The sequence below is a fragment of the Vibrio sp. PBL-C16 genome, assembly GCF_034321865.1.
Classification (GTDB): domain Bacteria; phylum Pseudomonadota; class Gammaproteobacteria; order Enterobacterales; family Vibrionaceae; genus Vibrio; species Vibrio alginolyticus.
This window is the reverse complement of the sequence record NZ_JAXLNY010000002.1, coordinates 722,613-742,352: the sequence shown is the minus strand read 5'-3', so window position 1 is coordinate 742,352 and position 19,740 is coordinate 722,613. Positions and strand designations below refer to the sequence as shown.

General features: G+C 45.1%; 20 protein-coding genes. 10 read left to right on the top strand and 10 right to left on the bottom strand.

Annotation, left to right across the window (positions count from 1 at the left end; all coding sequences use genetic code 11):
• The first annotated feature begins 2 nt into the window (after positions 1-2).
• From arsC to UQW94_RS11690, 3 genes are read left to right on the top strand one after another with little or no spacing between them, the layout of a single operon-like run.
• Positions 3-353 carry an arsenate reductase (glutaredoxin) gene (arsC, locus tag UQW94_RS11700; protein ID WP_005380410.1) on the top strand — a complete coding sequence of 117 codons (351 nt, stop codon included), beginning with the start codon at positions 3-5 and terminating at the stop codon, positions 351-353.
• Entirely contained in the window at positions 354-923 is a 570-nt protein-coding gene (gene wrbA / locus UQW94_RS11695) for an NAD(P)H:quinone oxidoreductase (protein ID WP_025768258.1), read from the top strand.
• Between the two features lie 22 nt (positions 924-945).
• Positions 946-1,386: a DUF2069 domain-containing protein gene (locus UQW94_RS11690; RefSeq protein ID WP_005380407.1), complete on the top strand. Its 441-nt coding sequence runs from the start codon at positions 946-948 to the stop codon at positions 1,384-1,386.
• 140 nt (positions 1,387-1,526) lie between these two features.
• On the opposite strand, the gene UQW94_RS11685 is transcribed toward UQW94_RS11690, so the two are convergent.
• Positions 1,527-2,735: a DUF2066 domain-containing protein gene (locus UQW94_RS11685; RefSeq protein WP_154205103.1), complete on the bottom strand. Its 1,209-nt coding sequence runs from the start codon at positions 2,733-2,735 to the stop codon at positions 1,527-1,529.
• Positions 2,736-3,100: 365 nt separating this feature from the next.
• Here UQW94_RS11685 and UQW94_RS11680 point away from each other — a divergent pair, with 365 nt between their 5' ends.
• Entirely contained in the window at positions 3,101-4,354 is a 1,254-nt protein-coding gene (locus UQW94_RS11680) for a uracil-xanthine permease family protein (protein ID WP_005389855.1), read from the top strand.
• Between the two features lie 116 nt (positions 4,355-4,470).
• Here the strand turns inward: UQW94_RS11680 and upp are convergent, their stop codons facing one another.
• Positions 4,471-5,097 (bottom strand): uracil phosphoribosyltransferase, encoded by a 627-nt coding sequence (upp, locus tag UQW94_RS11675; RefSeq protein ID WP_005380401.1) that lies wholly within the window; start codon positions 5,095-5,097, stop codon positions 4,471-4,473.
• 179 nt (positions 5,098-5,276) lie between these two features.
• Here upp and purM point away from each other — a divergent pair, with 179 nt between their 5' ends.
• Both purM and purN read left to right on the top strand, forming a co-directional pair.
• Positions 5,277-6,317 carry a phosphoribosylformylglycinamidine cyclo-ligase gene (gene purM, locus UQW94_RS11670; RefSeq protein WP_005389861.1) on the top strand — a complete coding sequence of 347 codons (1,041 nt, stop codon included), beginning with the start codon at positions 5,277-5,279 and terminating at the stop codon, positions 6,315-6,317.
• Positions 6,318-6,468: 151 nt separating this feature from the next.
• Positions 6,469-7,125 (top strand): phosphoribosylglycinamide formyltransferase, encoded by a 657-nt coding sequence (gene purN / locus UQW94_RS11665; RefSeq protein WP_005394347.1) that lies wholly within the window; start codon positions 6,469-6,471, stop codon positions 7,123-7,125.
• A 389-nt stretch (positions 7,126-7,514) separates the two neighbouring features.
• Here purN and UQW94_RS11660 read toward each other — a convergent pair whose 3' ends face one another.
• Entirely contained in the window at positions 7,515-8,360 is an 846-nt protein-coding gene (locus UQW94_RS11660) for a class II glutamine amidotransferase (protein WP_005385395.1), read from the bottom strand.
• Positions 8,361-8,411: 51 nt separating this feature from the next.
• Positions 8,412-8,987, bottom strand: coding sequence for a D-sedoheptulose 7-phosphate isomerase (gene lpcA / locus UQW94_RS11655; protein ID WP_033905501.1), 576 nt, complete (start codon positions 8,985-8,987; stop codon positions 8,412-8,414).
• A gap of 376 nt (positions 8,988-9,363) precedes the next feature.
• On the opposite strand from lpcA, the gene fadE reads away from it, so the two are divergent.
• Positions 9,364-11,808 (top strand): acyl-CoA dehydrogenase FadE, encoded by a 2,445-nt coding sequence (fadE, locus tag UQW94_RS11650; RefSeq protein WP_005385392.1) that lies wholly within the window; start codon positions 9,364-9,366, stop codon positions 11,806-11,808.
• 202 nt (positions 11,809-12,010) lie between these two features.
• A complete protein-coding gene (locus tag UQW94_RS11645) occupies positions 12,011-13,786 on the top strand; it encodes a SulP family inorganic anion transporter (protein ID WP_225474162.1) in 1,776 nt (591 codons plus the stop codon).
• A gap of 73 nt (positions 13,787-13,859) precedes the next feature.
• Here UQW94_RS11645 and UQW94_RS11640 read toward each other — a convergent pair whose 3' ends face one another.
• From UQW94_RS11640 to dnaQ, 5 genes are all read right to left on the bottom strand, one after another.
• Positions 13,860-14,270: a GNAT family N-acetyltransferase gene (locus UQW94_RS11640; protein WP_017633770.1), complete on the bottom strand. Its 411-nt coding sequence runs from the start codon at positions 14,268-14,270 to the stop codon at positions 13,860-13,862.
• A gap of 84 nt (positions 14,271-14,354) precedes the next feature.
• A complete protein-coding gene (locus UQW94_RS11635) occupies positions 14,355-14,747 on the bottom strand; it encodes a DUF1353 domain-containing protein (RefSeq protein ID WP_017633769.1) in 393 nt (130 codons plus the stop codon).
• A 51-nt stretch (positions 14,748-14,798) separates the two neighbouring features.
• Positions 14,799-15,356 (bottom strand): nucleotidyltransferase domain-containing protein, encoded by a 558-nt coding sequence (locus UQW94_RS11630; protein ID WP_053304069.1) that lies wholly within the window; start codon positions 15,354-15,356, stop codon positions 14,799-14,801.
• A 203-nt stretch (positions 15,357-15,559) separates the two neighbouring features.
• A complete protein-coding gene (locus UQW94_RS11625) occupies positions 15,560-16,810 on the bottom strand; it encodes a TIGR03503 family protein (RefSeq protein ID WP_176311132.1) in 1,251 nt (416 codons plus the stop codon).
• A gap of 8 nt (positions 16,811-16,818) precedes the next feature.
• Complete coding sequence (gene dnaQ, locus UQW94_RS11620; RefSeq protein WP_005380385.1) at positions 16,819-17,541, bottom strand: DNA polymerase III subunit epsilon; 723 nt, start codon at positions 17,539-17,541, stop codon at positions 16,819-16,821.
• Between the two features lie 59 nt (positions 17,542-17,600).
• On the opposite strand from dnaQ, the gene rnhA reads away from it, so the two are divergent.
• The gene (rnhA, locus tag UQW94_RS11615) at positions 17,601-18,065 is read left to right on the top strand and encodes a ribonuclease HI (protein ID WP_005380384.1); all 465 of its coding nucleotides are present in this window, start codon (positions 17,601-17,603) and stop codon (positions 18,063-18,065) included.
• On the opposite strand, the gene UQW94_RS11610 is transcribed toward rnhA, so the two are convergent.
• Positions 18,062-18,808, bottom strand: coding sequence for a class I SAM-dependent methyltransferase (locus tag UQW94_RS11610; RefSeq protein WP_017636046.1), 747 nt, complete (start codon positions 18,806-18,808; stop codon positions 18,062-18,064). The genes rnhA and UQW94_RS11610 overlap by 4 nt on opposite strands.
• Positions 18,809-18,845: 37 nt before the next feature.
• Between UQW94_RS11610 and gloB the strand changes: the two genes are divergently transcribed.
• The gene (gene gloB / locus UQW94_RS11605) at positions 18,846-19,604 is read left to right on the top strand and encodes a hydroxyacylglutathione hydrolase (RefSeq protein ID WP_213960699.1); all 759 of its coding nucleotides are present in this window, start codon (positions 18,846-18,848) and stop codon (positions 19,602-19,604) included.
• Positions 19,605-19,740 lie beyond the last annotated feature (136 nt).

Here is a 19,740-nt window from a genome sequence, read left to right as displayed (position 1 = left end):
CCATGTCAGTCGTGATTTATCACAACCCTCGTTGCTCAAAGAGCCGTCAAACACTTGAACTGCTTGAGCAAAATGGTGTTACACCGGAAGTCGTCAAATACCTAGACACACCACTTAACGTGGATGAACTAAAAGCGCTGTACGCCCAGCTTGGCTTTTCATCTGTACGTGAAATGATGCGCACTAAAGAAAGTGAATATAAAGAGCTTGGCTTAGGCGAAGACTCCGTCAGCGATGAGCAATTATTCGAAGCAATGGCGAAAAATCCAAAGTTGTTTGAGCGTCCGGTAGTCGTTGCTAACGGCAAAGCAAAAATTGGTCGCCCACCAGAGCAAGTGTTGGATATTTTATAAATGGATTGCCAGATCCTTATTTTGTATTTCAGCCGTCATGGCTCGACAAAACAACTGGCAAGACAAATAGCAAGAGGAGTCGAATCGACTCCTCAATGCCAAGCAGTTTTGCGTACAGTTGAAGAATTGTCACCTCACTCACACTCCCCTTCTGATCCAATTGTTACTCTAGAGGAACTGAAAACGTGCGACGGTCTAGCGTTTGGCAGTCCCGTCTGGTTTGGCAACATGGCTGCGCCTTTAAAGCACTTCTGGGATCAGACTACATCTTTATGGGTCAGTGGTGACTTAATCGATAAGCCTGCTTGTGTCTTTACCTCTTCGTCCTCGATGCATGGTGGTCAAGAAACAACGTTACAAAGCATGATGACCCCTTTATTGCATCACGGGATGATGGTTTTGGGCATTCCTTATTCCGAGCCAGAGTTACACACTACGCAGTCCGGAGGCACTCCGTATGGCGCCAGCAGTGTAGGCCATGAGGCAACCCTAAGCAGTGAAGAGATTCGCCTGGCACAACAATTAGGCAAAAGGCTGGCAACTGCAGCGTTAAAACTAAAAGTCTGTTAGTAAAATCAAGGATAGTTAATCGATGTCTGACTCTTTAGACCAAACACCACTCGGTACACAGGCTAAAACCTATCGTTACCTGGCTTTATTTGGCAACTTAGCCTTATTGGCCTGGGTCGCTATTTGGCAGCTTGCGTTATCCCCTCACCCTCACCTCAGCAGCACAACACTTGCTATTGCTTGGTGTATTCCGCTACTACTTCCGTTGCCTGGTATTTTAGCTGGTAAGCCTTACACTCATGCTTGGGCTAACTTTGTTCTTATGCTGTATTTCTTGCATGCTCTGACCATCCTTTATGTGGATGGCGGTGAACGCTGGCTTGCGGCAGTGGAACTGATACTGACTTCACTCGGTTTCGCTGGCAATATTTTGTTTGCTAGAGCGAGAGGCAAAGAGCTAGGTCTTAAGTTGAAACGCCTCTCTCAAGTAGAAAAAGAAGAAAAAGCGAAATTCAATAAATAACGCCAATCGCAGTCAATCACTGATCATTGGTTCGAATACGAATTTAGAAAACAAAAAGAGTCGCTATTGCGACTCTTTTTTATGCTTACCACATTGGTCTTTGATCCTTGCGTTTCACGCCTGGAACGCTACCAAGGCGATTACGATGCCGAGCGCCACTCGTAGATCAAGTCATACTGTTCTCGGACAGGCTCCACAATCATCGGCTGAGTTGGCTGTGTTTCGTCACTTGCTTCTGCCACAACATTTACTGGTACTTCAGGCTGCGCTTCTTTTGGCGTCGCGGCGTCTTTTGCTTCATTACTCTGAACCAATGGGTCTTCTTCTTGAGTTGAAGCTGGGGCATCAACTTCACCTAAAGGATCTTCAAAAACCATTAATTGAGAAATAGAAGAAGCTTCTTTCTCAAAAGCTTGTTGTGATGCCAAAAGGTGGATGTTGAGCGTTAACTCGTCCCCTTGAACACGCTTAATCTCTGTACCCGCAACTGAATTAAGTTGTTTTAGCGCATTCTCTAAACGGAAGAAGTCCGTGGCAGAGGTTACATTAAGGACTTTCACTGCTAGCGCCTTTGAAGACTTTCCTGAAACCACAACTGCACTCTTACTTGCATAGTAGTCTGCGATGCCATCCACCATTTCTGCAATAGCATTAGCACCTGATGCAGACCCGCTACGCGGAGAACGTTGCGCTTCTACAATTCTCGTTGGCGACTGGTCGTAGAGTGTCCAACGAATTTGTTCACCTTGAGCTCGTACAACCAAAACGGCGTCAGCTGGGTAGCGCTGGCTGGCTTGACCAATTGGCTCAATAAAGCCGCCCCAAAGATCAGAGACATTAACACCGGTTACATCATCAAAGTCCCCAACCGGGATAGTGATTGGTAGGCCTCTTAATTTCGCTGCGCTACGAAGTGCTGCAACATTTGAAGATTCAGAATGCTCCCACGCGATGTTACGATCGTAACCCTGTTCTTCAACCATCCAAACTAAAATATTGGCACGATTTGGCGACCAAGATGGCAATTGTGCTTGTGTTAAAAGAGAGCTGATTTGGTCGTTGTTAAACAACATTTTTAGGCTCGCTTTTCCATCAACCTGCCCATAGCTCAGTTGAGAAATGTAACGCGCACTTGAGCTAAGTGCCTTTTTAATCACTGGATTGCTTAAAGAGGATTGAGAACCGGTCGCTCGAACAATCACATCCTGCATACCTTGTTGACGAGCCAAAGACTCACCGTCGTTCTGCTCACTGTCGATAACCACTTCGGCACGATAGATATCCACCTGAGTTAATGCATATACTGGTAGGGACAACCAACCTATCAGTAAGAGAGCTAAATAGCGCATAGTTTTTATAATCCTCTGAACAAGAACCCGAATAATAAGCAACTATCAAATCTTGAGCAAGGTAAGTACTGAGTAAATTGTCTGTATTATGACCAGCTTTGTTAACTCGGGCCTCAACCAGCGCTTCAGTGCTATTTTTTATAATAAACTCATTGCTTATTAAGCTATCTCAACAAGTTAGGCTGTCCATTTTTCATCTTCACGCAAGACACGTAAAAGAGGACAATTTGCAAGCAAGCAACTCTCAAAAGTGCTATTTATGGGAAAAATTCAATCGAAAGTTTGATCTATGCAACATTGCAAACGATTGCATGATGATAGTATTCGCCGGATTTGTCTGCGTATCTTGAAAATAGGGAATTATTATGAAAAACGCGTTACAAGGCGCTCAAATGCTCTTTGTCGCTTTTGGTGCTTTGGTGCTTGTGCCGCTCCTAACTGGCCTTGATCCAAACGTAGCCCTCTTTGGTGCCGGTGTCGGTACTCTCCTCTTCCAATTAATGACTAAACGTTCTGTTCCCATCTTCCTTGCCTCTTCTTTTGCGTTTATTGCTCCTATTATGTTCGGTATCCAAACTTGGGGTATCGGTGCAACAATGGGCGGCTTGATGGCAGCGGGCTTAGTTTATGTGGCTCTAGGGGCGATGATCAAAGTGCGCGGTGTTGGATTTATCCATAAAATTCTCCCGCCCGTTGTCGTTGGCCCTGTGATCATGGTTATCGGCCTTGGCCTTGCCCCAACAGCAGTGAACATGGCGGTAGGTAAAACTGGTGATGGAGCGGCACAGCTAGTTAATGGTGATGCTGCGATCATTATCTCGGCGGTCTCACTGCTCACAACCATTGTACTCAGCGTTTTTGCAAAAGGCTTTTTGAAGCTCGTTCCTATTGTTGGTGGTATTCTTGCTGGTTACTCTGTTTCTCTATTCTACGGTGTGGTTGATTTCACTCCCGTAGAACAAGCGGCTTGGCTAGCCATGCCAAACTTCACCGCGCCAGAGTTCAATATCAACGCAATTTTGTTCATGATTCCTGTCGCTATCGCACCTGCGGTTGAGCACGTAGGTGACATGCTTGCTATCTCAAACGTTACAGGTAAAAACTACCTGAAAAAACCAGGCCTTCACCGCACAATCGCAGGTGACGGGGTGGCAACTATCGCAGCTTCGATGGTGGGTGCTCCACCAAACACCACTTACAGTGAAGTAACAGGAGCGGTAATGCTAACCAAAGCATTTAACCCTGTGATCATGACTTGGGCAGCAATCACCGCAATCGTACTTGCATTGGTAGGTAAGCTAGGTGCGGTTCTTCAAACGATTCCAGTTCCTGTTATGGGCGGCATCATGATTCTGCTGTTCGGCTCCATCGCAACGGTAGGCCTCAACACACTGATCAAGAATAACGTTGATTTACATAAGTCTCGTAACCTAGTGATTGTTGCCGTAACACTTGTGTTTGGCATTGGTGGTATGGCTTTCGGTATTGGTGAGTTCAGTCTACAAGGTGTGAGCCTATGCGGTATCGTGGCAATTATTCTTAACCTTGTGCTACCAAACGATTTAGGTGAAAACCACGTTGTGGATAACGCACAAATGGAAGAAGAAAGCGCGAAATAGTTCGTTTGCGCCGCTTTATTAGGTGGCGTGTCTTACTCTTCTCCTCTTGTAGATACAAAAAAGGCTTGGTTTTCACCAAGCCTTTTTCTGTTCAGTCATAGTAATACATCAAAGAATTACTTAGTACCGAAGATCTTATCACCTGCATCGCCTAGACCCGGAACGATGTAGCCTTTGTCATTAAGCTTCTCATCGATTGCCGCAGTGTATAGTTCAACATCTGGGTGTGCTTTTTCTAGCGCTTCAATACCTTCTGGTGCAGCAACAAGTACCAGCACTTTGATTTGGTTACAACCTTTCTCTTTTAGGAGATCGATAGTAGCAATCATAGAACCACCTGTTGCAAGCATTGGGTCAACAACAAGCGCAATACGCTCCTCGATGTTTGAAGCAAGCTTGTTGAAGTAAGGAACTGGCTCAAGCGTTTCTTCATCACGGTAAATACCCACAACACTGATACGTGCGCTTGGCATGTGCTCAAGAACTCCATCCATCATGCCTAGACCTGCACGTAGGATTGGCACTACGGTTACTTTTTTACCTTTAATCTGGTCTACTTCTACCGGACCGTTCCAACCATCAATGGTCACTTTTTCTGTTTCAAAGTCTGACGTTGCTTCGTAAGTAAGTAGGCTACCGACCTCAGTCGCTAACTCACGAAAACGTTTTGTGCTGATGTCACCTTCTCTCATTAGACCAATTTTATGTTTTACTAGAGGGTGCTTTACTTCAACAACTTTCATGTCCATCTCCGGCTATAGTTGGCAATATTTAAACAAACCTTCAGATTATACATGATTTTCACAGGGATATCAGGATAAATCACTAAAGAAAAAAACAGACGCAAACGTTTGCCATCTATGTTTAAGCACTGTTAGAATAGCGCCGTTTTCATATCCAACTTAATACCGAGGACTTCCCTGTGAGTGGTAACAACTCTTCTCTTAGCTATAAAGACGCTGGTGTAGATATTGATGCAGGCAACGCGCTTGTGGATCGTATTAAGGGTGCGGTAAAACGTACTCGTCGCCCTGAAGTTATGGGTGGTATCGGTGGTTTTGGCGCGCTATGCGAATTGCCAACTAAATACAAACAACCTGTACTGGTTTCCGGTACTGATGGCGTTGGCACAAAACTTCGCCTAGCACTGGATATGAACAAGCACGACACGATCGGCATCGACCTAGTGGCAATGTGTGTAAATGATCTTATCGTGCAAGGCGCAGAGCCACTGTTTTTCCTAGATTACTATGCAACAGGCAAACTAGACGTTGATACCGCAGCGGATGTTGTTTCAGGTATCGCAGAAGGGTGTGTTCAAGCAGGTTGTGCCCTAATTGGTGGCGAAACTGCGGAGATGCCGGGCATGTATGAAGGCGAAGACTACGACGTAGCTGGTTTCTGTGTTGGCGTAGTAGAAAAAGAAGACGTGATTGACGGCACGAAAGTCGCTGCTGGTGATGCACTTATCGCTGTTGGCTCAAGCGGCCCACACTCAAACGGTTACTCCCTTATCCGTAAGATCCTAGAAGTATCTGGTGCAGATAAGAGCGAAGAGCTAGCAGGCCGCACTATTGGTGAGCACCTACTAGAACCAACAAAAATTTACATCAAGTCAGCACTTAAGATGATTGAGAAACACGACATCCATGCGATTTCTCATATCACTGGTGGTGGTTTCTGGGAAAACATCCCACGCGTACTGCCTGAAGGCACGAAAGCAGTTATCGATGGTAACAGTTGGGAATGGCCAGTTATCTTCAAGTGGCTACAAGAGAAAGGCAACGTCGACACACACGAAATGTACCGCACATTCAACTGTGGTGTAGGTCTAATCGTCGCACTACCGAAAGACCAGGCAGATGCAGCAGTTGCTCTTCTTAAAGAAGAAGGCGAAAACGCGTGGGTGATTGGTCAAATCGCACAAGCAGACGCGAACGAAGAGCAAGTTGAAATCCAATAATTTGCAAATCGAGCTCAAAAGATAAGAAGAATGAGGACACTAGATGACTAGGTCCTCATTTTGCTATCTAGAACACTAAAAACCATTCTATTAGTAGGTAGTTTAGAAGCTACATAACTCCAACCTACAATACCAAGGCGCTCTCGACATCATGAAAAACCATACCCTAAAAAACATTGTGGTCCTCATCTCGGGTAACGGAAGTAACCTGCAAGCTATCTTGGAAGCTTGCGAAGACAGCATGCCAAACGCACGAGTGGCAGCCGTGTTCTCTAACAAAGCAGATGCTTTTGGTTTAGAACGTGCAAAAAAGTTTGATGTGGACGGTCACTTTGTCGACCCTAAAGCATTCAGCTCGCGTGAAAGCTTTGATGCAGAGCTAATGAGTCAAATAGATGAATACCAACCAGACGTGATTATTCTTGCTGGTTACATGCGCATTCTGAGCAGCGCATTTGTTTCTCATTACATGGGTAAGATGATCAATATCCACCCTTCTCTTCTACCAAAATATCCTGGGCTACACACACACCAGAGAGCAATTGATGCTGGCGATAAAGAACATGGTACGAGTGTGCACTTTGTAACGGAAGAGCTTGATGGTGGCCCTGTCATACTGCAAGCAAAAGTTCCTGTGTTCGAAGACGATGATGCTAGTGTACTTGCGGCACGTGTTCAGGCGCAGGAGCACCGAATCTACCCTATGGTGGCTAAGTGGCTGGTAGACGAGCGGTTGATCATGAAGGATGGTAAAGCCTATTTAGATGGCGCAGAGCTTGGCGTACATGGGTACGCCTCAGATGAGTAGCCCTGAATAATAAACTCCAAGCACAAAAGAGCAGCCTGAGGGCTGCTCTTGGTTGTTTTAATACTTATAAACTTGATTCAAGAAAACCATGGTGAGACTAGAAACCTAAAACCCAGCATTCTAAAAAATCCCATAACCACTTGAGTAACATAACACTCGGAAAGTAGATTCTGCATCTGGTTCGTTCTTCACCGTTCAGACTGACGAGGTGTTTTATGAGAAATTTCTATCAGTTACGTCTTTACAGCAAGCCTTAGCGAGACTAGGACTCTACTACCAGCACTCTAGAAAGTAAGAATGCTCATCCGTATCCGCCCTCGGTTTAAAACGCATAAAAATAAAGCTCGCGATTAAGCGAGCTTTATTTTTATATTCAGAGTAAGAGACCATCACTCTAACGGTTCGGTTGGCGCTTGATTGCCTGGCTTAGCCGCCGCAAACGGCACATTTACCAGTTCAGAGGCATTATTTTTGACTAGTTCACCTAGGTGAAACAAGCCGTATTCGCCAGGTTTCATACGCTGCCAAGCTTCGTTGCCCGTCAAAGGTTGAGTTGCGATCACAGAAACGATGTCGTGTGGCGTTGTTTCTTCTTGGAAGTTAATTTCCACATCTTCATCAAGCAACGCGGCTTTTCCAAACGGTGCGCGTCTTGTGATCCAATACAAATGATTGGTGCAATACGTCATTACATACTCACCATCACTCAGAAGCATGTTAAATACACCCTTCTCTTTTAGCTCATCACAACATTTAGCAACATATAAGAATACCGACTCCATATCCTTTGGTGGCTCAGGATATCGATCTTCCATTTGCTTCAACAACCAGCAAAATGCCAGTTCACTATCTGTCTCACCGACAGGTCTATGTCGACCTGTATGCAAGTCTTGGTAGCCAGAGAGCTGACCGTTATGCGCAAACGTCCAATACCTACCCCACAGCTCACGTGTAAAGGGATGAGTATTTTCTAAATTAACACCACCACGATTCGCCTGTCGGATATGACTAACGACCGCACGACTTTTGATGGGATAATTTTGTACCAACTCTGCTATTTTAGACTCACAACTTGGCTTGGGATCTTTGAAGGTTCGAAAGCCCTTCCCTTCGTAGAAGGTGATCCCCCATCCGTCACGGTGTGGGCCGGTTCGACCTCCACGCTGCATGAGCCCAGTAAAACTGAAACAAATATCCGTTGGAACATTAGCGCTCATACCGAGCAATTCACACATGGCTTAAAAAACTCCCTAACAACACAGCTCGAAACGGTGGCCGTAAAACGGTTATTCCATCTCTTTTTCAATCAACTGGATGATGATATGAATAATCTTAATATGAACTTCCTGAATGCGGTCTGCATAACCAAAGTGTGGCACGCGGATTTCAATATCTGCAAGGCCTGCCATTTTGCCGCCATCTTTGCCTGTTAGCGCAATCGTCTTCATGCCTTTAGCTTGCGCTGCCTCAATCGCTTTCAGGATGTTACCTGAGTTACCTGACGTCGACAGACCAAACAGTACGTCACCTTTTCGACCAACCGCTTCTACATAACGTGAAAACACGAAGTCATAACCAAAGTCATTACTCACACAAGAAAGGTGGCTTGGATCTGAAATAGCAATACCAGCATAGCCAGGACGATTTTCTCGGTAACGGCCTGTTAGCTCTTCGGCAAAGTGCATTGAATCACAGTGAGAACCACCGTTACCACATGACAATACTTTACCATCTTGCTTGAATGAGTCAGCAATCATTTTCGCCGCTGCTTCGATTTGCGCAATGTTATGGTCATCGCTTAAAAATTTGTTGAGCACTTCAGCAGCTTCGTTTAATTCACTTCTAATCAGATCATGGTACATAAGACGTTCTCTTTATTATTTCGGCTTCAGTCAGCTCTAGACTCACTGAGCAAATTGTTCTGATACCAATTTGGTATCGGACATTTCATAAACCTGAACTCGGGTTTGATTACTCTGAGTTTACCCACAAACGAGAATTAGTGTCGATAGTGAACCAACAGATTTAGATTAGTGATGGTAATAAACTTGTCAACTTGCTCATGAAACCATCACTCAAATCTCAACTTTAGAATTTTAACTCTACTTAGATCACTTTTTATCCAATCTTATGTTTTACATTTCCTTAATATTTTGATTACACTTAAACCAACTGGTTAGACCTCTTACCTAACATACAGACGTACAAAACTTATAAAGTCTGAAAAGGAAAATATATATGGACATCTTGCTCTCAATCATCACGATGGCGATCGTGCTAGGCATTACGCTCTACCACCGCATGTCTCTCGTGAAATCTATTAGCTTACTCACCGCGGCCATGCTGGCTCTTACAGTAGCAGGTACTGTCGGCGTTATTGGTTGGGCTATTTACGTTCTCGCCGCAGCTGTGCTCGCGGTTCCTGGCGTACGTCAGTCTTTAATTAGCCGTAAAGCGTTAGTGCTTTTCAAGAAAGTGCTGCCAGCTATGTCTCAAACCGAAAAAGAAGCGTTAGACGCAGGTACCGTCTGGTGGGAAGCCGAACTATTTAAAGGCAAACCAGAGTGGCAAAAGCTACACGCGATTCAAGCACCTAAGTTAAGTGCGGAAGAACAAGCCTTTTTAGACGGCCCCGTGAATGAAGTGTGCGCCATGGTGAGTGATTTCCAAGTGACCCATGAACTCGCGGACTTACCGCCAGAAGTTTGGCAATACCTGAAAGATCATAAGTTCTTCGCCATGATCATTAAGAAAAAGTACGGTGGTCTGGAATTCTCAGCATACGCGCAATCTTTGGTGCTACAAAAATTAACGGGTGTTTCTGGCGTTCTATCGTCTACCGTTGGTGTTCCTAACTCTTTAGGCCCTGGTGAACTACTGCAACACTACGGTACTGAAGATCAAAAAAATCATTACTTACCGCGTTTAGCTGAAGGTAAGGAAATCCCTTGTTTCGCCTTAACGAGCCCAGAAGCGGGTTCTGACGCAGGCTCTATTCCAGATTACGGTGTGGTCTGCAAAGGCGAATGGGAAGGAAAAGAAGTACTGGGTATGCGCCTGACTTGGAACAAGCGCTACATCACCCTAGCGCCAGTCGCAACCGTACTAGGCTTAGCATTTAAACTTCGCGACCCTGAAGGTTTACTTGGTGACAAAGAAGATCTTGGCATCACTTGTGCGCTTATTCCAACTGATGTCAAAGGTGTTGAGATTGGTAACCGACACTTCCCACTCAATGTGCCATTCCAAAATGGTCCAACGCGCGGTAAAGACATCTTTGTTCCTATCGATTTCATTATCGGTGGCGAAAAAATGGCGGGCCAAGGTTGGCGTATGCTGGTTGAGTGTCTGTCGGTTGGACGTGGTATCACACTACCTTCAAACTCAACAGGTGGCATCAAAACTGCGGCAATGGCAACCGGTGCTTACTCACGTATTCGCCGTCAGTTCAAACAGCCGATCGGTCATATGGAAGGAGTTGAAGAACCATTAGCACGCTTGGGTGGTAATGCTTACGTGATGGATGCAGCAAGCAACTTAACCGTTGCGGGTATCGACTTAGGTGAAAAGCCTTCAGTAATCTCAGCTATCGTGAAGTATCACTGTACGCACCGCGGCCAGCAAAGCATCATCGATGCAATGGACATCGTAGGCGGTAAAGGTATCTGTATGGGACCTTCTAACTTCCTAGCTCGTGGTTACCAAGGTGCGCCAATCGCGGTAACGGTTGAGGGTGCTAACATTCTAACACGCTCAATGATCATCTTTGGCCAAGGCGCAATCCGTTGCCATCCGTACGTTCTTGAAGAAATGAACGCGGCGTATTCTGAAGCAAGTAATGCTGTCGAGAAATTTGATAAAGCGCTTGCTGGTCACGTGAGCTTTACAATGAGTAACCTAGTGCGCAGTATCTGGTTTGGTTTGAGCGACGGTCTGGGCTCTTCATCACCAACCAAAGATGCAACCAAGCGTTACTACCAACAATTGAACCGTTACAGTGCAAACCTTGCTCTGCTATCGGATATCTCAATGGCAGTGCTAGGTGGCTCTTTGAAGCGTAAAGAGCGTCTATCAGCGCGTCTTGGTGACATTCTAAGCCAGCTATATTTGAGCTCTGCGACGTTGAAACGCTTTGAGCAAGATGGCCGCCCAGTCGAAGATTTACCATTAGTACACTGGGGTCTACAAGACAGTTTGAAACAAGCTGAAGTGGCAGTAGATGAATTCTTAGCAAACTTCCCGAACAAAGTAATTGGCCGTGCGCTACGCGTATTAATCATGCCATTTGGTCGCGTACGCAAAGCACCAAGCGATAAACTAGACAGTAAAGTGGCACGCATTCTACAAACGCCAAGTGCAACGCGCTCACGCATTGGTCGCGGTCAATACCTTGAACCAACCGAGCACAACGCAGCAGGTAAGATTGAGCTTGCACTATCAGTCATTCTTCAAGCCGAGCCTGTGTTTGACAAAGTATGTAAAGCGCAGGGTAAGCGTCGCCCATTCTTACGTTTGGATATGATTGCTCAGGAAGGGCTAGAGCAAGGCTTTATCACGCAAGAAGAAGCCGATCTACTCAGAGAAGCGGAACAGCATCGTCTAGATACAATCAACGTTGACGATTTTGAGCCGGAACTGCTTGCCGCAAAGCCGCTATACCCTCAGATGGATAGTGTCGCGTAACTCTAGAATCTGAGACCACAAACGGGAGTATCAGCTCCCGTTTTTTATTGCTTCCAGAATCGGATTCATAACACCTCACACTACAAAGCCCCCCTGCGCAATAAAATCCTCGCACTCCAATCTTTTCCCCGATTTCCAGTGATAACTAACTCACAGACGTTCCAACTAAGCGGTGTATACTTTAAGTAACTCACTCACATATATGGTAAATCCGTTGGCTAAAATATTACTCGCACAGTGGTTCCCAGGGCTTGTTCAGCTTAAGCATTATCAAAAAGAATGGTTTGTTAACGACTTTAGAGCCGCCTTTTCTGTTGTCGCGGTTGCACTGCCAGTTGCCATAGCTTATGCACAGTTAACTGGTGTATCCGCAATTGTCGGTCTGTATTCGTGCGTACTGCCAATGTTGGTTTACGCCATGATGGGCACATCTCGACAACTCATTGTCGGACCCGATGCAGCAACCTGTGCAGTGATCGCTGCTGTTGTGACACCACTTGCCGCAGGTGACCCCACAAAACATTGGCAGTTGGTTATGACCATGACAGCGATGACGGGGATTTGGTGTGTACTGGCAAGTCGTTTCAAGCTAGGAGTATTTGCAGATTTCCTTTCTCGCCCGATTCTTTTGGGTCTACTCAACGGTGTTGCTCTCACAATTATCGTTGGTCAGTTTGCGAAAGTAGTCGGTTTGAAATACGAGCAACGTTATTTACTGGAACGTTTATGGGAAGCTCCACAACGATTAACCGATCTTCATTGGCCTACTGTAACTCTGAGTATCGTGACAGTTGTCGTTTATTTGCTCACCAAACGCTACCGACCAACTTGGCCTGCTGCCATGCTGGCGATCCTCGTAACTACTGCGTCAGTTTGGTTTTTCCATTTACAAGAGATGGGCGTATCGGTTGTCGGACTCACTCAAGGTGGCTTCCCTCAGTTTCAAACACCGGAATTTGAGCTAGGTGAAGTTCGTGAACTAGTAGTCCCGGCGCTCAACCTTGCGATTGTCAGTTTTGTTAGCATGATGCTCACCGCCCGCAGTTTCGCGGCTAAAAACGGTTATGATATTGATGCAAATAAAGAGTTTCAGGCGTTGGGTTTTGCCAACATTGCCTCAGCGTTTTCACAAGGTTTCGCAATAAGCGGCGCTGACTCACGCACAGCCGTCAATGATGCAAATGGCGGTAAATCTCAATTAGTTTCGATTGTCGCCGCAATCACCATTGCCATTATTGCGGTATTTATTTACGAGCCTTTACAGTTCATCCCTATCGCTTCACTTGGTGTTGTATTGATCATTGCGTCCCTATCGCTGCTCGATCTTAAAGCAATTTGGAAATTAAAATCTCGTGACAAAGATGCATTTTATCTGGCCATCATTACTTTTATTTCTGTGTTGATCGTGGGTGTAATACCGGGGATCACTTTGGCGGTACTGTTAGGGCTGTTTCAATTTTTACGGATTGTCATGCGACCGAGTGATCAGCTACTTGGCTTGGATGAAAAAGGTACCATTCGGACAATCGACGACTCAGGAAAAGCTTCGCCTATTCCTGGAATGGTGATTTACCGCTTTAACTCACCGCTAACTTACTTCAATGCTCCTTACTTTAAACGTAGAGTGTTAGAGCAGGCAGAGCATCACAAAGACGCAAGTTGCGTTGTCATCGACGCCGTGTCGAGCTTTACTCACTTGGATCTCAGTGTGATGGCAACACTGGCAGATATTCACAATACTTTGAAAAAGAGAGGCGTACGCTTAATCCTAGCAGGAAGGAAACGATGTCTTCGTCAATGGTGTGAGCTTACTGGTATCAGCACCAGTGAAGGAGGCATCTTACTGCGAGCTGATATGTACCTTGCCATTAAACTTAGTGGCTGTTACATCAGTGCTGTGGGTGAGGGACAAATTCCTACTGTTCAAAAAGAGCCTGATTTAGAGCAGCCACCCAAACCAATTCCAGAAGTGGCTTAAATAGAAATTTAATATAGAAAACAGGAAATTAAACTCCTGTTTTCTAGTGCTTATCTTCACAGCTGAATACGTGTTATGCCTTTGGCTTAAACTTTTTTGTCATCCCTTGGCTTTTAGGAGCCACCAGCCTATAACCAAGCTTTTCGTAAAAGACCGGTTCATCAGCAATCATAGAAACGTAAGAGCCTTCAAGTGCAACAGAAGAAAGATAACCGTCGATGTATTCCATGACTTTTCTACCTAAACCGTTACCTTGATAATCAGAATCAACGGCAACGTCGACAATTTCGAAGTTACACGCCCCGTCACCAACAACCCGACCCATTGCAATGAGCTTTCCTTCATCCCGAACAGATACGCCATATAACGAATTGGGTAGACCAATTTCAGCAGCTTTCAACGATTTGGGTGATAGCCCGGCTTTGACACGCATATCACAGTATTCTTTCGGGCTTGGCACATGCTCTTCATATCTTATTGTCATTATGTACTACTCCTTTGTATCACCTTGGAGCTTACATAACTAAACTGTATAAATAAACAGTTAGACGTTGGAAAGATGTTCCCATTAAGCACACAAAGTATCAGGTCTAGAAAAGAAGCCACCGACAACTCTGACGCCATAATAGATATAAGTTGCTCTGAAGCTAGACATTCCTTTTTCTAAACATGTTTCTCTCAACAACGTATCCGCATGCTTTCGAGCACTTTGTGGCAACACCTCTTCCCTCATGAGTTGGTAAAGAGCATCATGCACTAAAGAAGCTTTCATAATGTTTTTTGTGTCTAACGCTGGCCCACTCGCTCCATCCCATGCATAGCCCTTTTTAATCGTTAACACGCCTTGTTTGGACAAACTAAGAAAAGGGCTGTCATACGCGTTACTCACTGAAATGTGAGTCTCAATCTTTTCTTCAGAATGGAGAGTGTATTTATACTTCTGACGCTTTTTGTATTTCATAACCTAACCGCCTAGCTAACTTCAGTGGGAGGAACGGAGATGACTCTCAAATTAGAGTTTCTCAGAGAGTTTTTTCAAATAGGACTTAGCAAGCTCATGGTTATCTCTGCTCAACCACTTAATACAATCAAAGAGTTCCCAGATCAGTCCTTGATCACCACTGGTATAAACTGGGAAATCTTCATGCTTTGGCGCAGGTTCATCAGTAACCATGCCCCCAATCACATCAGCTTTATCAAATAAAGTCTTAAATGGCTTAGAAAGTTTGAAGGGCTCACAGAGATCTAAACAATGAATCTCTGCACTGGTTAGGTCATTAAAAATGTATTTTTTGAAACACGCATTTTCGTTGTGCTCTCCCTCAAGGCGATAAAAAATGTCTTTATTAGCTTCAAACTGGGTAAAGCAAGGCTCTGAGGCTTTATGGAAGTTGTTTTGAGTAAATACAACAACATCAGCGTCCGAAATACGGTCACCTTGTCCTGATGACAATGAACCAAGCAATACCGCGGCAACAACGTCTTTTTCAGAACAAAAGGCATCATAAGCTGACTCAACCAAGGCCTTTTGTCGTGGTAAATGTTCTAGTCCTAACTCTCCAATTGTCATAATTCACTCCGTCGATACGCACTAAAATAAAGTCGAAACGTAAACAGTATCATGCGAGCTTTATTATGATTAATCAACGTTAAATCATGGTGTTACTTTAAAATAAAATGATTAATGACCATGAGAAATATCAAATTCTGTCTCAAACTTAAACTGAAAAAAACGGAGCCGATTGGCTCCGTTTCTCGCTTTATGTGTTACTACTATTTCTTTGGCACTTCTAACTGCATCTCTGGCATGGCATCGCGCTTCGCTTTAATTTTGCGCCAGACTATCCATGCAATGATCACAATCAGCAGCATTATCACATTACCCACCGCGATAATAATCATGCTGCGCTTACGCTCAGCCTCCCGCTCAGCGATAATTTGCTTTTCCATTTCAATACGACGCTGCTCGGCTAATTCAGCTTCTTTTGCAATTCGAGCAGCTTCTAGATCAACTTCATCAACAACACTGAAGGTTTGCTCTGGGATAGGAAACGCCAACGAGCGCTGGGTTGCAAAATCAGTGGCAAAGATCTCGCCGCGCCAGGCGTACTTACCAAGTTCAGAATCGTTATTGAGGTTCAACGTAACTCTCATTCCATCTTTAGAGACCTGTCCTTGGCTGTAACTAATGAAACCATCGGGAGCGTCCTTTTTCACTGTGACTGCTATAGAGCCTGGTGCAATCATACCTTGCTCGCCACTCACCACTAATTGGTGTGGCTTATCGGAATTACGAGCCTGAATAAAAGTACGAGAGATTGGGTTCGGATAAACCAAGATGACTTGTTCTTGCGCTCGTAAGAATACGCCATTGCCAGACGTGATGCGCGCGCGGTACTTACCAGGCTCAACGTCTATTGGGAGCTGAACCGTAAACACACCATCCCCTGCTTTTTCATCCAAGCCTCGGCCGTCATCAGAAAACTCACCCACAACCATCGGCACTGGACGTGCTTCTTTGATCAGCTCATCTTCATTTTCGACAAACTTGGTAAATGTCACGCGCAGATTCACGCGATCAAGGAAGTCGCGCAGTACAAGAGGTTTGCCGTCGGAGGTCAGGCGAGCTGTAAACTTAAGCGCTTCCCCATTATATAATCGGTTTGGGAACAGATCCGTACTGAGCTTTAGGTGAGAAATTAAGCGGATGTTATTTTTAGGCGTAACTTTCCCCACAGCCTGCCATGGACCTGGCATAGGGTTATCAACGGAAATAATATCGAGTGAGGCTTCTTGATACCAACGTACATTGTCGTAAGAGCCCCAAGCATAGTATTTTTTACCGTCAGGACGGACTAAAACAACTGGCTGAGAACTTTGCTCACGATAAACCAAAAACGTGATCTGCTCGATGGTTGGATCAACTCGAAAGCGATTGTCTAACAAAGACATTGTAGATTCACTCGCAGCACTCGAGAGACTACTCCATATCGCTAAAAACGCGACCAACAAAGCCCTCAACATAGCTTCTCCTATTGATGCCAAATACAGTCGTTCACCAACTCTAATCTTTTTTGGTGAGCTTCTAGTTCATCGGCACTTGCGCGCAAAACCTTTAGCGCTTTTCTTCCTTCAATACGACGAATGGTTTCTACTCCACCCTCTTGTTTATTCGCGTTAAATTCTAGACTCGTTTGACCACCCGTCATAAAGAGGTAAACGTCGGCTAGAATCTCCGCATCGAGCAAAGCTCCGTGGAGTGTACGGTGCGAGTTATCAATACCGTAACGTTCACATAAGATATCAAGGTTGTTTCGCTTACCAGGGAAGATTTTCTTCGCCATTGCAAGGGTGTCGGTCACCTTGCAGTAGTCGTCCGTTTTGCCGATGTTAGGATCGAGCATGCCAAACTCGTAATCCATAAAGCCGGTATCGAAGGGCGCGTTGTGGGCAACAAGTTCTGCGCCTTTAATAAACTCAAGAAACTCTTGGTGCACGCTCGCGTATTCCGGTTTATCAACCAAGAATTCATCCGTAATACCGTGAACTTCAACCGCTTCTGGTTGGATTTCACGATCGGGTTTTAAATAAACGTGGAAGTGACGACCAGTCAGCTTACGGTTGATGATCTCCACGGCACCGATTTCAATAATGCGGTGTCCCATGTAGTGAGGACCACCCTCGCGGTTCATACCTGTGGTTTCGGTATCGAGAACGACAATGCGGTTATATTCAGAATTGCTGCTGGTATTCATAAGGTTATGTATGTCAGACTATGCTTTATTAAATGTTTCGGCTAATAGTACCAAAAAATATGACCAAACACGTTGAGATTTTCACTGACGGTTCTTGTTTAGGTAACCCAGGACCAGGTGGTTACGGCATAGTATTGCGTTACAAAGACGTAGAAAAGACACTTTCCAAAGGCTATACGTTAACTACCAACAACCGCATGGAAATGTTGGCGGCTGTCGTCGCGCTGCAGACGCTAAAACAACCTTGCAAAGTCACTTTAACGACTGACAGCCAATATGTGCGCCAAGGTATTACTCAGTGGATCCATAACTGGAAGAAGCGTGGTTGGAAAACAGCGGATAAAAAACCCGTGAAGAATGCCGATTTATGGCAAGCTCTAGACAAAGAAACCGCACGCCATCAAGTTGAATGGCATTGGGTAAAAGGCCACGCGGGCCATCGTGAGAACGAAATGTGTGATGAGCTAGCCCGGACTGCTGCAGAAAACCCAACTGAGGAAGATACAGGTTACCAACCCTCTTAGCGAGATTCTTTCCTCATAGTGTTACCCTCTCGATTCATCACCCCAAGTGGTGTGAGCTTTTTCTTCAAGCGCCAATGCGGTTTGATAGGCTTGAGAGGGTATGTCCGTTTCCGCGCGACTATGTAATACAAACTCCCAGCGGGTGATGCCCAATCACCAAGACTATTTTCCAACCATGTCCACATCGTACGGTAACGTTTCATCGGAAACAGCGCATAACGATCACAATGAATCACTTGATAATTAAGTAACCCTAACCAATCTTTGATGCGGTTCGACGTAAACATTCGTCCACTCCAAGGCAAATTATGTTTACGCCATGGAAGCAAACTCGCTAATCCAGTCAAGCTTAATGGGTTGAATCCAGTAATAATTACATAGCCATCATCCATCATCACTCTATCGACTTCACGCAACAAACGGTGTGGATCGCTTGCATAGTCGAGCTGATGAGCGAGTATCACAACATCAAAGCTTTTTTCCAAAAAGGGTAATTCGTAACCATCCGCAATCACATTATGCAACGGGTTCTGGATATCTACGTTGACTTGGTGTTGAATGTTACAATTACAGCTGGTTAGCTCACAGCTCAACCCGCCCAGTTTGAGCATATGGTAGCCGAAGAGTTTCGGGCACCATTCATCAAGTCGGGTCTGGATTGACTCAAGCACCCACGGACCGTTGTTCATTGCTGACCAAGTCGACGGGTGTGGTATAGTTTTGTTGCTGAGTGCTGGTTTCATTAACCACCTGACTAAAATGGGTGACGGAGAACGAATCGTGTTAGAGATCAAAAGCATACCCGCATTTAATGATAATTACATCTGGCTGATACAAAATAGCGATAAGCGCTGCGCAGTCGTTGATCCGGGCGATGCGAAGCCAGTATTAGAATTTCTGCAGGCTAACGAATTAACTTTAGAAGCGATTTTAATTACGCACCACCACAACGATCACATTGGTGGCGTTCCAGACTTAGTGCGTGCATTTCCTAACGTCGCCGTTGTGGGCCCAAAATCAGAACCAATTCCAACCCTAACGACACCAATGGAAGAAGGCGACAAGCTAGAGTTGTTTGGTGAGATTTTCTTAGTACTTGGGTTACCCGGTCATACTTTGGGCCATATCGGTTACGTTGGGGACGGAAAACTGTTTTGCGGTGATGTGCTCTTTTCTGCTGGCTGCGGTCGTGTTTTTGAAGGTACGCCTGAGCAAATGTTTGAATCACTGAGCAAACTAACGTCTCTACCAGAAGAAACTCAAGTCTTCTGCGCGCATGAATACACCGCGAGTAACGTGGCGTTTGCTCTAGCGGTTGAACCTGACAATGAGCAACTTCGCCAATATCGCGACGATGTAAACCGACTGCGAGCACTCAACATTCCGACACTTCCAACAACAATACGCAAAGAAAAGTGGATTAATCCGTTCTTGCGAACCTCGAACCCTGACGTGGTTCAATCTGTTGCTAGTCGCATTAAAAATAGCGATCCATGCTCGGTTTTTACTGCTTTACGCGAGTGGAAGAACGAATTTTAACCATTTTCTGCTTGTAAGTTTGCAAGACCCCAGTATTATCAGGGACTGATTTTTCGAGAAGCGCCACTGGCGCTTCTCTTACGTTTGGGGTTGATATAAATCTATTTGAATTTCTCCCCATTGCATAATTAGAAGC